15 protein-coding genes are annotated in these 14,020 nt (G+C 70.7%); 12 read left to right on the top strand and 3 right to left on the bottom strand.

Translation table 11 applies throughout. From position 1 onward, the window contains the following. The first annotated feature begins 42 nt into the window (after positions 1 to 42). The 7 genes from A3Q40_RS15440 (at position 43) to A3Q40_RS15410 (ending at position 8,349) form a co-directional block, all read left to right on the top strand. Positions 43 to 1,962, top strand: a complete 1,920-nt coding sequence (locus tag A3Q40_RS15440; RefSeq protein WP_068103459.1) for a hypothetical protein — start codon at positions 43 to 45, stop codon at positions 1,960 to 1,962. Beyond that, positions 1,959 to 2,201, top strand: coding sequence for a hypothetical protein (locus tag A3Q40_RS15435; RefSeq protein ID WP_068103458.1), 243 nt, complete (start codon positions 1,959 to 1,961; stop codon positions 2,199 to 2,201). The genes A3Q40_RS15440 and A3Q40_RS15435 overlap by 4 nt, the downstream gene beginning before the upstream one ends. Then, positions 2,198 to 2,629: a hypothetical protein gene (locus A3Q40_RS15430; RefSeq protein WP_068103456.1), complete on the top strand. Its 432-nt coding sequence runs from the start codon at positions 2,198 to 2,200 to the stop codon at positions 2,627 to 2,629. The genes A3Q40_RS15435 and A3Q40_RS15430 overlap by 4 nt, the downstream gene beginning before the upstream one ends. 44 nt (positions 2,630 to 2,673) lie before the next feature. Further along, positions 2,674 to 4,002, top strand: coding sequence for a hypothetical protein (locus A3Q40_RS15425; protein WP_157889742.1), 1,329 nt, complete (start codon positions 2,674 to 2,676; stop codon positions 4,000 to 4,002). 85 nt (positions 4,003 to 4,087) lie between these two features. Then, a complete protein-coding gene (locus A3Q40_RS15420) occupies positions 4,088 to 6,109 on the top strand; it encodes a CocE/NonD family hydrolase (protein ID WP_157889626.1) in 2,022 nt (673 codons plus the stop codon). A gap of 177 nt (positions 6,110 to 6,286) precedes the next feature. After that, positions 6,287 to 7,306, top strand: coding sequence for an ABC transporter substrate-binding protein (locus A3Q40_RS15415; RefSeq protein WP_068103452.1), 1,020 nt, complete (start codon positions 6,287 to 6,289; stop codon positions 7,304 to 7,306). Next, a complete protein-coding gene (locus A3Q40_RS15410; protein ID WP_068106375.1) occupies positions 7,306 to 8,349 on the top strand; it encodes a FecCD family ABC transporter permease in 1,044 nt (347 codons plus the stop codon). The genes A3Q40_RS15415 and A3Q40_RS15410 overlap by 1 nt, the downstream gene beginning before the upstream one ends. A gap of 79 nt (positions 8,350 to 8,428) precedes the next feature. Here the strand turns inward: A3Q40_RS15410 and A3Q40_RS15405 are convergent, their stop codons facing one another. Together A3Q40_RS15405 and A3Q40_RS15400 are read right to left on the bottom strand one after the other, a co-directional pair. Next, the gene (locus A3Q40_RS15405) at positions 8,429 to 9,076 is read right to left on the bottom strand and encodes a class I SAM-dependent methyltransferase (RefSeq protein ID WP_157889625.1); all 648 of its coding nucleotides are present in this window, start codon (positions 9,074 to 9,076) and stop codon (positions 8,429 to 8,431) included. Between the two features lie 21 nt (positions 9,077 to 9,097). Beyond that, positions 9,098 to 10,819, bottom strand: coding sequence for an EAL domain-containing protein (locus tag A3Q40_RS15400; protein ID WP_157889624.1), 1,722 nt, complete (start codon positions 10,817 to 10,819; stop codon positions 9,098 to 9,100). Positions 10,820 to 11,006: 187 nt separating this feature from the next. On the opposite strand from A3Q40_RS15400, the gene A3Q40_RS15395 reads away from it, so the two are divergent. From A3Q40_RS15395 to A3Q40_RS15375, 5 genes are all read left to right on the top strand, one after another. Then, positions 11,007 to 11,831, top strand: coding sequence for a DUF72 domain-containing protein (locus A3Q40_RS15395; RefSeq protein ID WP_068103448.1), 825 nt, complete (start codon positions 11,007 to 11,009; stop codon positions 11,829 to 11,831). 69 nt (positions 11,832 to 11,900) lie between these two features. Then, complete coding sequence (modA, locus tag A3Q40_RS15390) at positions 11,901 to 12,689, top strand: molybdate ABC transporter substrate-binding protein (protein ID WP_068103446.1); 789 nt, start codon at positions 11,901 to 11,903, stop codon at positions 12,687 to 12,689. A 71-nt stretch (positions 12,690 to 12,760) separates the two neighbouring features. Beyond that, on the top strand, positions 12,761 to 13,324 hold the full coding sequence (locus A3Q40_RS15385; protein ID WP_068103445.1) for a dihydrofolate reductase family protein: 564 nt from the start codon (positions 12,761 to 12,763) through the stop codon (positions 13,322 to 13,324). A gap of 66 nt (positions 13,325 to 13,390) precedes the next feature. Beyond that, positions 13,391 to 13,588: a hypothetical protein gene (locus A3Q40_RS15380; protein WP_068103443.1), complete on the top strand. Its 198-nt coding sequence runs from the start codon at positions 13,391 to 13,393 to the stop codon at positions 13,586 to 13,588. Between the two features lie 52 nt (positions 13,589 to 13,640). After that, a complete protein-coding gene (locus A3Q40_RS15375; protein ID WP_068103441.1) occupies positions 13,641 to 13,829 on the top strand; it encodes a hypothetical protein in 189 nt (62 codons plus the stop codon). A gap of 9 nt (positions 13,830 to 13,838) precedes the next feature. Here A3Q40_RS15375 and A3Q40_RS21035 read toward each other — a convergent pair whose 3' ends face one another. Further along, positions 13,839 to 13,967 carry a hypothetical protein gene (locus tag A3Q40_RS21035; protein ID WP_256365867.1) on the bottom strand — a complete coding sequence of 43 codons (129 nt, stop codon included), beginning with the start codon at positions 13,965 to 13,967 and terminating at the stop codon, positions 13,839 to 13,841. Positions 13,968 to 14,020: the final 53 nt, after the last annotated feature.

The following is a 14,020-nucleotide window of genomic DNA, read 5'->3' as shown; positions in this document are numbered from 1 at the left end:
AGGGTCTGGTGCTCGGGGCCGGTTACCGACATAATCCGAGTCGTGAACGATGTAGGTGTTACCTCGAGTAACCTGATCGCTGCCGCACAACAGGGCGGCGGAGCCGCGCTGGATCAGGTCATCGGCATGAGTGCCGCGGCCGGCGTGATCTCGCTCTTCCTGCTGTATCTCGCGGTCATGCATCGCACCCGCCGCATCACGTGGCTGCAGCGCCTCGCGGACTTCGCGGGGGAGAAGACCAACCGCCCCGGCTGGGTGGCGCTGCCGATCGTCATGTTCATCTCGACGATCCTCACGGCGTTCTTCGGGTTCATCTGGGACGTCAGCCTGCACATCGGCCGCGGCCGCGACGAGGGCCCGCTGGCCAACCCGGCGCACTACTTCATCCTCGTCGGGCTCTTCTTCCTCTTCATCGCCGGCTGTCTCGCGATCATCCTGCCGCTGGACGAGAAGCCCGGCCCGTCGGCCGTGAAGATCACCCGTACCTGGTACGCCCCCACCGGCGGTCTGCTCATCGCCGGCGCGGGCCTGTACGCGCTCATCGGCTTCCCGCTCGACGACATCTGGCACCGCATCTTCGGACAGGACGTCACCCTCTGGGGCCCGACGCACCTCATGCTCATCGGCGGTGCCGGGCTCTCCCTCGTCGGCGTGCTGCTGCTCGAGCACGAGGGCCGGGTCGCGATGGCCGGCAACGTCGCCACCGATCCCGAGTCCGCCGGCGATCCCACCGGCGACACCGAGACCCGTCCCGCCGTCGGCGTCGAATCCGGTCGACGGGCGGTCATCACCTGGTTCATGCGGGCGTCGGCGTTCGGCGGCCTCGTCATCGGTCTCTCGGTGTTCCAGATCGAGTACGACTTCGGGGTCGAACAGTTCCGCCTCGTGTTCCAGCCACTGCTCATCACGGCCGCCGGTGCGTTCGCCCTGATCGCCGCCGTGCTCATGGTCGGCCGGGGCGCCGCGCTGTTCGCCGTCGCGTTCGCCGCGGTCGTCCGCTGGATCACCGCGCTGATCGTCGGGCCCGTGCTCGGCGAGCCGCACAGCACGTTCGCGCTCTACCTCGGCATGGCCCTCGTGGTCGAGATCCTGGGCCTGACCGCCCTCACCAAGCGCCGTCTGCTCTTCGGCGCCGTCGCGGGTCTCGCCGTCGGCACCGTCGGCGTCTACCTCGAATCGCTGTGGGTCGAGGCCATGTACCTCTACCCGTGGCCGACGAGCATGTGGCTCGAGGCCCTCGCCACCACGATCCCGACGGGCGTGCTGGTCGGCCTCACCGCCGGACTGTTCGCGCAGGCCCTCAGCGGAGACGGACTGCCCCGCCCCGCGATTCGCCGCTCCATCGTGCTCGGCATGGTGGTGGTCTGCTCGGCGAGCGTCGCCAACGGACTCATGATCGACGTGCCGCAGAACGCGCAGGCCACCGTGCAGCTCACCGACGCCCCGCGGGAGGACGGCTTCCGCATGGTGAACGCCACCGTGCAGATCTCCCCGTCCGACCTGATCTCCGACGACCCCGAGTGGGTCTCGCTCCTCGCGTGGCAGGGTGCGGGCGACACGCTGAACGGACTGGTCGTCGACAACCTCGAACGCACCGGACCGGGCGAGTACCGCTCCACCCGTCCGATGCCCGTCGACGGCACGTGGAAGACCTTCCTGCGCGTGCAGGACGGCCGCACCATGGCCGGCGCGCCCATCTTCATGGCTGCCGACGAGGGCATCGGTGCCGAGGAGGTGCCCGCGCTCGCGGAGTTCACGCGCCCCCTCGAGTACGAGACCAAGCTGCTCCAGCGCGAGCGCAGTTTCGATCACCCGGCCTGGCTGTTCACCGCGGCCTCGCTGGTGGTGCTCGCCTGCTCCCTCGCCCTGCTGTGGGCGCTGGCCTGGGGTGCGGCGCGCATCAGCCTGCGCTCGCCCGGCAACACCGCGAGCACCGACGAGCGGCCCCGGACGCGCGTATGACGGTCACAGAACCACCGCCCGGCACCGTCTGGATGGCGGACCACCCGCTGATTCTGGCGGTGCCGGCGTTCGTCCCCGCGTTGATCATCGCGGGGGTCGTGGGTTTCATCGTGGTGCGCGACCGACGTGCGGAGCGTGCCGAAAACGAGGAGGCCGCGGCGCAGGACGACCTCGCCGCCGCCAACGACCGAGAAGAAGGCCGGGGACGGCCCGAGAAGTCCGACGAGGGGGACGTGTGACGACGAGGACGCGCCGACTGCTGACGACGCTGGCCGCCGTGGGACTGGTGGTGGCGGGCTGCGGCTCGGAGAGCGAGACGCCGAGCGCACCCGACGACGTCTCGTCCACCGTGGACACGACCGTCGTCCAGAGCGACAGCGAGCAGGCCACCGACACGGACTCCACCGACATCGACGTCAGCATCGCCGGCGGGGAGGTCACGCCCACCGACGAGCGGGTCGAGGGCACCGTGGGCCGGGAGATCGTGCTGACCGTCGACAGCGACGCGGTCGACGAGCTCCACGTGCATTCCGTGCCCGAGTACACCTTCCCCGTCGCGGTCGGTGAGGACCAGGAGTTCCGCTTCACCGTCGACGTTCCCGGCTCGGTGGACATCGAACTGCACGACGCGGGCGTCACCGTCGCCACGGTGCTCGTCCGGCCGTGACGTTCGGCCACACCGCGGCCGTGACACCGAGCCACACCGCGGCCGTGACGCAGGGCCGTACCGACCTTCTCGCGCACGGCCTCGGCGGGTCGACCGACCTGCCGATCCCCGTCACCTACGCGCTCATCGGCGGGGCGTGGGCGCTCGCCGCGTCGTTCGCGATCCTGTTGGTGGCGTGGAAGACTCCGCGTCTCGACGCGAGTCGGGTCCGCCGCGTGCTGCCGGGTCTCACGCGGGTGGTCGATTCCCCGGTGGTCCGGGGCGTCGTCGGCGTCCTGTCGGTCGCCCTCGCCGCCTGGGTGGGCGCGGCGTCCGTGCTCGGTCCGCAGGACTCGTCGAACGCCCTGATGGGGGTGTTCTACGTCCTCGTCTGGGTGGGGTTGGTACCGGCCTCGCTGATCGCCGGCCCGGTGTGGCGGGTGGTCTCGCCGGTGCGCGCCCTGCACCGCGGGGTGTGTGTCCTGCTGCGCCGCAACTCCTCTCGCGGGGTGGCGACGTTGCCCGCCGTCGGGGTGGTGCCCGCGGTCGTGGGGTTGTTCGCCTTCGTGTGGCTCGAACTGGCGTCGTCGGATCCGGGTTTGGTTGCGGCGGTGCGGCTCTGGTGCCTGGTCTACGTGCTGGTCCTGCTGGTCGGTGCGCTGGTGTTCGGTGATCGGTGGTTCGCTGCGGCCGATCCGTTCGAGGTGTTCTCCGGCGTCGTGGCCCGCCTGTCCTGGCTCCGCCGTGACCGGGAGTCGGGGCAGCTCGCGGCGGTGAGCCCGCTGGACAACGCCTCGTCGCTGCCGGTCCGTCGCGGCACCGTCGCCGTGATCGCGACGCTGCTCGGGTCGACGGCGTTCGATTCCCTGGCGCAGACACCGTTCTGGAAGGACCTGGCCCGCGGAGCCGGTGACCCGGTGGTCGCCCGCACGCTGGGCCTGCTCGCCTGCATCGCGATCGTGGGCACGGCGTTCTGGCTCGCGGCACGCGCCACCGGCGGCGTCACCCGCGAGGAGCGTGCGAAACTACCGGGCCTGCTGGCACATTCGCTGATCCCGATCGTGGTGGGCTACTTCGTGGCCCACTACCTGACCTATCTGGTCGAGAAGGGGCAGCAGAGCGTCTTCACGCTGTTCGACCCGTTCGACCGCGGCTGGAATCCCCTCGGCATCGCCGACGCGTCGGTGAACTACACCCTGTCCTCGCACCCGTCGGTCCTCGCGAGCATCACGGTGCTCGCGGTGGTGATCGGCCACATCGTCGGCGTCACCCTGGCGCACGACGCGTCGCTGCGCATCCTGCCGAAGCGCCACGTGCTGACGGGCGAGTTGGCGCTGATGATGGTGATGGTGCTCTACACCTTCCTCGGGCTGTATCTGCTGTTCGGAGCGTGAGTGTCGGACCGCTGGGCTAGGCTCCCGGGCACCGCTCTCGCCGGCGGGTGCTCGGGGGTCGGGCACGGACCATCAGGGGGTTTCGGTGGGGTTCTCGCGTGTCGTTCGGGCCGCTGCGGTGCTCGGCACCGCACTCACGGTCCTGATCGGAGCGGCGGCCACCCCCGTCGCCGCCGATCCCACGGGTGGAGCGGCCGCCGTCGCGTGGACCGCCGCCGCCGACGCGCCGCCCCAGTACCCGCAGGTGGCCATCGACTGGGACGTCCCCGTCACCATGAGCGACGGAACGGTGTTGAAGGTCAACGTCTATCGTCCGGCCGATGCGCAAGGCCGCCCGGTGGAGACCGATCTGCCGACGGTTCTCAACATCACGCCCTACACCAAGCTCGCCGGCAATCTGATCGACTCGATCCAGCAGATCCCCGGGGTCAGCGAGCCGGTGCTCGACTTCCTGGCCGGGTTGAACTTCGCGGGCACGCCCTTCGACGGCATCAGCGAGCTCACGCAGGCCGTCGACGGCGGCGGGCTCCGCATCTTCGGCGTGAACCGCAACCTCGTGCAGAACGGCTACGCGCAGGTGGTGGTCGACGCTCGCGGCACCGGCTTCTCGCAGGGCACGTGGGACGTCCTCGGCCCGCGTGAGCAGCAGGACTCGGTGGAGATCATCGACTGGATCTCCCGGCAGCCGTGGTCCGACGGCAAGGTCGGGATGAGCGGAATCTCCTACTCCGCCATCAACTCCGTGCAGGCCGCCGCGCTGCAACCGCCGGCCCTGAAGGCGATCTTCCCCGTCGAGCCCAGTACCGACCTGCTGCGCGACATCGTCGGCACCGGCGGTGCGCTCGGCGTGGGGTTCATGCCGCTCTGGCTGGTGCTCGTCAACGCGCTGAAGTTCGTGCCGGACGTGCAGTCCATCCTGCAGGGCCGGTTCGATCCGGCCTGGCTGCAGTCCCGGCTGGACGACCCCGCGATTCTCGTGCCGGAGCTGATCAACGCACTGACTGCGCCGACCATCGATCAGGTTCGGCCCGAGACGCTGTCCGTGGCGCAGGACGGGCAGTTCTACGCGGACCGCAGCGCCGACGCGACGGCCGTCACCGTGCCCACCCTGCTCTACGGCGGCTGGCACGACATCTTCACCGGCTCGGTTCCGCGCATTTACAACGACATCTCGCTCCAGCCGGGCAGCAAGCAACTCGTCATGGGCGACGGCTACCACGTGAACCCCGGTGCCGGCTTCGGTCGCCCGGGCAACCCGCCGCGGCTCGACGCCCTGCAGCGCGCGTGGTTCGACCGCTGGCTCAAGGGAATCGACAACGGAATCGAGAACTACGGCCCCGTCACGCTCTTCCAGCAGGGCGGCGGCTGGACCACCACCTCGCAGTTCCCGCGGGCGGGCGCGGAGTCGCAGAGGGTGTATCTCTCGGCCGCGCCCAGCGGCACCGCCGGTCACGCGCGGTACGACGGCAGCCTCACCGAGGCGCCGGTGCCGGACACCGCCCGCCTCACCGTCGCGCCGGGTCTGCGTGGGCTGTGCTCCCGCGACGCCGCGCTCGGAACCGCCGGAGCCGCCGCCATTCTGGGGTCGGTATGTACCCGCGACTCACGGTTCGCCGAGGCCGAGGCGTTGACGTTCACCGGGGCACCGGTGACCGCGCCGACGCAGATCTCGGGGGCCACCAACGTCCGGCTGAACACCGTCCTCGATCGCCCGGACGGGTTCTGGGTGGCCACGCTGAACGACGTCGCCCCCGACGGCACGTCCACCCCGCTCACGCACGGTGCGATCACCGCATCGCTGCGCGCGATCGACGACGCACGGAGCACCCGCAGCGCCAACGGGGACTACGTCGACGCGACGCCCGCGCTCACGTTGGAGACCCGCCGCACGGTCGTGCCGGGCGAGCCCACCACCGTCGACATCGGCCTGCTGCCCACCGACGCCGTGATCCAACCCGGCCACCGGCTGCGTCTCGACGTCATGGCGGCATCCGTTCCCCGCTACCTCCCGCTGGGGCCCATGCTCGCCGATTCGGGTCTCGCGCCGCAGCACATCCAGCTGGACCCGACCCGGCCGAGCTTCGTGAACGTGCCGTTCGTGAGCTGAGCTGTCCGGGTTAGGGTGAGCGGGCACGCGTCGTCCGGCGAGGGAACCCGGTGGGAATCCGGGACTGGCGCGCAACGGTGACGGACCCCGGGTGGGGTCCGAAGTCCGATCGCTCGCCGGCCGACACCACCCTCGGGGCTCCGCGCACGGGCCCGTAGCAGGACGGCACAACAGAACATGTCACGACTCACCGCACTCACCGCTGCGGCAGCCCTGGTGCTGGCCGCGGGGTGCTCCGCGTCCACCTCCGACGCCGCCGCTCCCACCGTGGACGGCTTCCCCCTCACCCTCGAGAACTGTGGCCGCACGGTCACCGTCGACGCCCCGCCGCAACGCGCGGTGTCGCTCAACCAGGGCTCCACCGAGATCCTGTTGTCCCTCGGACTGGCGGACCGACTGGTGGGCACCGCCACGTGGACCGACCCCGTCCGCGAGAACCTCGCCGAGGACAACGCCCGCGTTCCCCGCCTCGCCGACGACAAGCCCTCGCTCGAGGTGGTGTCCGACGCCGACCCCGATTTCGTGAGCGCCTCCTTCGGCGGCACGCTCGGCCCGGGCGGAGTGGCCGATCGAGATCGGTTCGATCAGTTCGGCATTCCCACCTACCTGTCGCCGACGGACTGCGTCGGCATGGCGGCCACGAGCGTCAACGCCGACGGCGCCCGCGCCGAGCCGCTGCGTCTCGAGACGGTGTACCAGGAGATCCGGGACCTGGCCGCCATCTTCGACGTTCGGGAGCGCGGCGAGCAGCTGGTCGCCGACCTCACCGAGCGTGCGCAGCGCGCCGCGGACGGCGTCCCGCCCGGCGACCCCACCGTCGCGTACTGGTTCTCGGACGTCGCCGCGCCGTACATGGCGGGGTGCTGCGGGGCGTCGGGCGTCATCTCGTCGGCGGTGGGGGCGCGCAACGTCTTCGCCGACACCACCGACGAGTGGCCGCAGATCGGGTGGGAGGCCGTCGCCGACCGCGATCCCGACGTGTTGGTCCTCGCCGACCTGTCCCGCCGCACCATCGACGGGGATGCGCTGGAGAGCAAGATCGCGTTCCTCGAAGCCAACCCCGTCACCAGCCGGATGCGGGCGGTGATCGACCGTCGCTACGTCGTCGTCAACGGTGCGGATCTGAACCCGTCGATCCGCACCGTCGACGGGATCGAGAAAGTGGCTGCGGCACTGAAGGAGTGGGGCACGGCGTGATGCACGCCGCAGTGATTATCGGTGTGCTGGGGGCCGTCCTAGCGTCGATCGCGGTGTCGATCACGGTGGGCCCGGCGAACCTCACCACCGCCGACGTGGTGGCCGTCGTCGTTGCTCACCTCGGGGGCCCGGCCGCCGAGGTGAGCCGTATCCAGGACGGCATCGTGTGGGAGATGCGCTTGCCCCGTGCGGTTCTCGCGGCACTGTGCGGGACGGGCCTGGCCCTGTGCGGGGCGGTGATGCAGTCGATGCTGCGCAACCGGCTGGCGGATCCGTTCGTGCTCGGCATCTCGTCCGGGGCCTCGACGGGTGCGGTCACGGTGGCGGTGCTGGGGATCGGCGCCGGCGTGCTGTCCCTGTCATCCGGAGCGTTCGTCGGGGCGTTGGTGTCCTTCGTGTTGGTGATGATGCTGGCGACCGGTGCGGGCGGCGGCACCGGACCGGTCATCCTCGCGGGAGTGGCCGGGACGCAACTGTTCTCGGCGCTCACGTCGTTCATCGTGCTGTCCTCGGCGGACGCGGAGCAGACCAGGGGAGTGCTGTTCTGGTTGCTCGGCTCCCTCGCCGGCGCGGACTGGGCCGACGTGTGGGCCTGCGCCGGGGCCGTGGGACTCGGCATGGTGGTGTGCGTGATCGCGGCGCCCTCCCTCGACGCGATGACCCTGGGGTCCGACACCGCCACCGCCCTCGGCGTGCCCATCCTGCGGTTGAAGGTGATCCTGCTGGGGGTGACGGCGCTGATGACCGCCACCATCGTCGCCGCGGCGGGGGCCATCGGCTTCGTCGGGCTGGTTCTTCCGCACGCCGCGCGGCTGCTGGTGGGGCCCCGGCACAGCCGCTTGCTGCCCACCACCATGGCGATGGGTGCGGTGTTCATGGTGTGGGCGGACACGCTGGCGCGCAGCATCTTCAGCCCGCAGGAGATCCCCGTGGGGGTGGTCACCGCGCTCGTGGGAGTCCCCGCCTTTGCCGCGATCCTGCTGCGCGGTCAACGGTGGGGGCGTCGGGTGCGCAGCGCCCCGCGCCTGGTGGCGGCGCGGTAGACCGGGCCTGGTTGCCCACAACTCGCCGGATTCGACGGGATCCCGCCGAATCCGGCGACCTGTGTGCACTGGCGCCCGCTCAACACCCCCGCCCCGGCCGCAGCTCCAGGTGATCCCGCGACCGCGCCACCACGAACGCCTGCGCCGCGCTCTCCCCTGCCCGCTTGTCGGCGGAGCGCAGGGCGTCCCGGTGCAGCACGTACCCGCAGTCCATGAGCATCTCCTGCACCTCGTCGACGTCGTGACGCAGGAAGTCCAGCGAAACCTCGTGCCCCCACGCCTCGCGCACTTCTAGTGTCGGCGCGGCGGTCTGGAACGCCAGGAGCAGCCACCCGTCGTCGCGCAGCACCCGGCGGACCTCGGTGAGCACGGCGGGCAGCTCGGCCGTCGGGGTGTGCACCAGCGAGTACCAGGCACAGACGGCGTCCACGGCTCCGTCCCGCACGGGCAGCGCCCCCAGATCCCCGATCACCGCGCGCTCCAGCGAGGCCAGCCGCACCATCGCCGCCGACCGGTCCAGCCCCACCGGCGAGAGCCCCGCAGCCGCCAGCTCGCGCGCCGCGGTGCCCGGGCCGCAGCCCACGTCGAGCACCGTCCGGCCGCCGGCCGCGGTCACCGAGCGGGCGAACGACGCGAGCACCCCGCGATCGAACGGCGCGAGGGTGGGGAAGGCGGCGGCGTAGTCGTGGGCGATGGCGTCGTATTGCGCGGCCACTCGGGAGGTCACGACGGTCAGCGTAGGTGCGGGTCAGGCAGTGTGTTCGACGGACAGGGGGACGGCGGTGGGCCGGCCGAGGAGGAAGCCCTGCACGAGGGCAGCGCCGAGGGCGCGGGCCGCCTCGAGTTCGTCCTCGGTCTCGATGCCCTCGTAGATGCACTCCGCGCCGATGTCGTTCGCGAAGGAGGTCAGGGCCTTCGCGGCGGCGCGGCGCATGGGGTCGTGGTCGAGGCCGCGGACGATGGAGGCGTCGAGCTTGACCACGTCCGGCTTGATCTCGACCAGCTGACGTAGGCCCGAATGGCCGGCGCCGACGTCGTCGACGGAGATGGACAGGCCCGCGGCGCGTAGGTCGTCGAGGGCGAGGGTGAGCTGGTGGTAGTCGCGCACCAGGTCGTGTTCGGTGATCTCGACGATCACCCGCCGCTGCGTGGCCAGGGGCAGCAGCAGCCGAGTGAGGTCCGCCGCCATGATGGTGCCGGCGGAGACGTTGATGGCGAGGAACGCGTCCGGCTCGAGGTGGTGGGAGGCGAGCACGGCGCGCTGCACGGCTGCCAGCTCGAGGGGGGTCTGCAGACCGGCCGCGGCGGCGTCGGCGAACCACGTCTGCGGGGTGCCGTGGCCGGCGGGGAAGCGGGAGAGGGCCTCGTACCCGGCCACGGTCCCGTCGGCCACGCGGACGACGGGTTGGAACACGATGGTCGGGCCGCCGTCGGCGAGGAGGTCGACGAGGTGGTCGTGCTCGGGGCGTCGTTCGTCGCCTTCGAGCGTGCCGGAGTACCGCGCCAGGGAGGCCGAGGCGATCAGCCGGCCCAGGACCACCAGGCGCGAGGCGCCGTCGCCGAGGTGCGCGCGGGACGTCGTGCATGTCAGCGGAGTGGGCGCGCTGCGCAGCCGGAGGGATTCGACGTCGTCACGCAGGGCATCGAGGTCCTCGGCCACGCGGTCGGCGCCGCCCAGCACGACGCACGCGAACTCGGCGTGCCGAATGCGGGCGATCAGCGCGCCGGGGGCGCTCTCGCGCAAGGCCCCGGTCAGTTCGGCGACCACTTCCTTGGCGGTGGTGCGCCCGTGACGGGCGTCGATGTCCTCGAGGGCGACGTGGATCAGGGCGACGCCCATGGTGAGGTCGGCGGTCCGCAACTGTTGGACCTGGCCGATGGCGGCTTCGAGGCCGCGGCGGTTCAGCAGACCGGTCGTGGTGTCGCGGCGCGAGGTCGACACCTGATCGCGCAGGTACGCGACGTAGAGCTGCACCAGGAACGGGGTGGTGCTGGCGCCCAGGATGGTGACGGTGCGGGCGGCGAGCAGCATGGGGTCGGCCTCGTCGGCGGCCATGGCGGCCAGGACCAGGGTGACCACCACGGAGAACACGATGTGCATCCGGAGGACCCGGCTGGTCGTGAACACCACGCCGAACAGCGAGACGAGGATCAGCAGCACGGCTCCGGGCAGGGCGTCCCAGGAGGACTCGAAGCTGAACAGCACCGCGGTGATGCCGATGTCGGAGTACAGGATGAAGAGGGGTGCCATGGCGTCCCACCGTCGGAACCACCGCCGCCAGGCGTACGCGACGGGAATGGTGGTCGCGGATGCCGCGGCGACGACCCAGAGCCCGCCGGGGCGCAGTTCGCCGGACAGAGCGGAGAAGGTTCCGGCGGATCCCACGACGACGATGAGCATCACGACGGCACGACGCGACGATCGGGTGATCCGATCGCGGGTCGGCACGGGTGCCGGGGTGCGCAACATCGATTCCACGCTCCATCGCCGGGGCCACCCGGCCCGACCCCGGGTGGCATCCAACAGGTGATGCCGATTCGTTGACGCAAGCATATTCGGACGACAAAACGTTTACCAGAGCCCGTGGTGGATATGGGGTCCGAATAGCGTCGTCGTTCCGGTCGGTACGGACGCCGAAGTGCGGAAAGGCGGGCCGATGATCCCACCGAGAATCGGCACCTCCGGGTGGCGCTACCGGGCGTGGCGGGGGAATTTCTACCCGGACGACCTGGTGCAGCGCCGAGAACTCGAATTCCTGGCGCGGGCGTCGTCGTCGGTCGAGATCAACGGCTCGTTCTACTCGCTGCAGCGGCCGAGCAGCTACGCGCGCTGGCGGGCGTCGGTGCCCGAGGACTATGTGTTCGCGGTCAAGGGGCCGCGCTACGTCACGCACCTGAAGAAACTGGTGGGGACGGAGACGGCGGTGGCCAACTTCGTCGCGTCGGGCTTGTTGGCGCTGGGTCCGACGCTCGGCCCGATCCTGTGGCAGCTGCCGGCGGTCTCGGCGTTCGACGCGGGCCGGCTGGCGACGTTCTTCGCCTCCCTCCCGCGGTCCACGGCGGAGGCGGCGGCGCTCGGGGCCCGTCACGACGAGAAGCTGGCCGCGGACCGCGTGTTCCTGGGCGTGGAGCACGACGCGCCGCTGCGGCACTGCCTGGAGGCACGGCATCCCAGCTTCGACTCGCCGGAGGCGTACGCGCTGCTGCGGGAGTTCGACGTCGGGTGCGTCGTCGCGGACACCGCGGGCCGGTTCCCGATGCTCGCGGAGGTCACCAGCGACGTCGTCTACGTGCGCCTGCACGGGGACACCGAGCTCTACACCAGCGGATACTCCGACGAGGCATTGGCGGAGTGGGCCGTGCGCGTCGAGGCGTGGGCTGCGGGCGGCGCGGCGGTGTACGTGTACTTCGACAACGACGCGCGGGGTCACGCGCCGTGGGACGCCGTCGCGTTGCGACGCATGGTGGACGGGGCGCGCTGAGGCTCCCCGCGCCCCGTATCGTCGCCGACGGCGGGAGAGCCCGCTCCTCACCCGAAAGGCCTTCTTGCCGTGACCACTACGTTCCGCGTCGCTGCGGCGTCACTGTCCGCCGCGTCCCTCGTTCTGGCCGGCTGTTCGTCGTCGGACACCGACGGCGCCACCGGAAGCGCGGACGGCGCGATCACCGGGGAGATCACGGTGTTCGCGGCCGCGTCGCTGAAGGCGACGTTCACCGAGCTCGGGGCGCAGTTCGAGGCCGCGCACCCCGGCACCACGGTCACCTTCACGTTCGCCGGGTCGTCGGATCTGGTCACCCAGCTGACCCAGGGCGCACCGGGGGACGTGTTCGCCTCCGCGGATACCGCCAACATGACGAAGGCGGTCGACGCCGGGCTGATCTCCGGTGAGCCGACGAATTTCGCCACCAACACCCTCACCATCGTCACCCCGCCGGACAACCCGGCGGGCATCACGTCGTTCGCCGACCTCGCGACCCCCGGCGCCAAGGTCGTCGTCTGTGCGCCGCAGGTGCCGTGCGGGTCCGCGACGGCCAAGCTCGAGTCGGCCACAGGGGTCGACATCACCCCGGTCAGCGAGGAGTCGGCCGTCACCGACGTGTTGGGCAAGGTCACCGCGGGCGAGGCCGACGCCGGTCTGGTCTACGTCACCGACGCGTCGGGCGCGGGGGAGTCCGTCACGACCGTCCCGTTCCCGGAGTCGACGCAGGCCGTCAACACCTACCCCGTCGCGGTGCTCGAGGAGTCGCGAAACGCCGCGGCGGCACGGGCATTCGAGGAGTTGCTGACCGGCCCGGAGGGTCGTGCGGTGCTGGAGAATGCCGGGTTCGCCGCGCCCTGACGCGCGCCGCGGTGAGTTTTCGTGACGACGCGAGTCGGAAGAGGTACCAGCCCGTTCATGGAGGAGAAGTCATGCGCCAGTTGATCGTCACCGCGTTCGTGTCCGTCGACGGAGTGATGGAGGCGCCGGGCGGCGAGCCCGGCTACCGCAACTCCGGGTGGACGTTCCAGGCCGTGGAATTCGACGAGGCCGCGTACGAGATCAAGGGCCGGGAGCAGTCGGAAACGACGGCCCTGCTGCTGGGTCGCACGTCGTACGAGGCGTTCGCGCCGGTCTGGCCGACCATGGAGGACTTCGCCGAGTACAACGCGATGCCGCGGTACGTGGTGTCGACGACTCTGGAGCGTGACGACGAGCGGTGGCCGGCCACCGTGCTCCGCTCCGTCGACGACGTGGCCGCGCTCAAGGAGGGCGACGGCGGGCCCATCGCGGTCCACGGCAGCGCGACGCTGGGCAAGTCGCTCGCCGACGCGGGACTGGTGGATCGGTATCACCTGCTGGTCTTCCCGGTGTTGCTCGGCGCGGGCCGGCGGCTGTTCAGCGAGACGGACAAGGATCTGCAGAAGCTCACTCTGGTGGAGCACGAGGTGTATTCGAACGGAATTCAGAAGCAGGTTTTCGACGTCCAGCGGTGACGAAATCCAACAATGCGGGGAAAACTCGAGTAGCGGGCACCGCAGGGGTGTCGTAGTTTCCCGGTCATGGCCATCTCGGAGGAAAACCGCAGAAAGCTGAACGTGTTCACGTTCGTGGTGGGAGCCGCGCTCACCATCCTCGCGATCTACGACCTGTCGATCGGTGAGCGCGCCGCGAGCGTGTGGATCGCGATCGTGTGCTGGCCCATCGTGGCCGTCGGGTCGGCGTATCAGCTGTGGGGACCTGCGGCACGGCGCACGTGATCCGGATTCCGGGCCGGGCGATCCATTCCCGCACCGGTGTCGAATGGGTCACATGATGTGGCTGATCGTCGCGGTGGCCGTTCTCGCGGTGTGGACCGTCGGGGCCGTCGTGCTCGGCGTCAAGATGGGCTACGCCATTCGCCGGGCCGACGAGCGGTCCGAGACCGATCGCGCCGGCGCCTACCTCGAGCTGGTGTGGTTCGAGTCCAAGACCGAGAACACGCTGCTCACGCGCGTGTAGCGCGCGTGGTTACAGCAGGCCCTTCGCCGCGCAGAGCGCAAGCAGACCGACGAGGACCACGCCGCTCACACCGAGCAGCGCGGCCTCGAGCGGTCGCGGTTTCCGGGGGTCACGAACAGTGGAGGTCCTCTTCGCCATACCGGGAGTGTTCCGTATCCCGGTTTCGGTCGCAAGAACAGCGGAACCGTTGT

Source organism: Rhodococcus sp. PBTS 1, assembly GCF_001620025.1.
In the GTDB taxonomy this organism is placed as follows: domain Bacteria; phylum Actinomycetota; class Actinomycetes; order Mycobacteriales; family Mycobacteriaceae; genus Rhodococcoides; species Rhodococcoides kroppenstedtii.
Note: the sequence above shows the minus strand (reverse complement) of the source record. Positions and strands in the feature narration are given on the sequence as shown.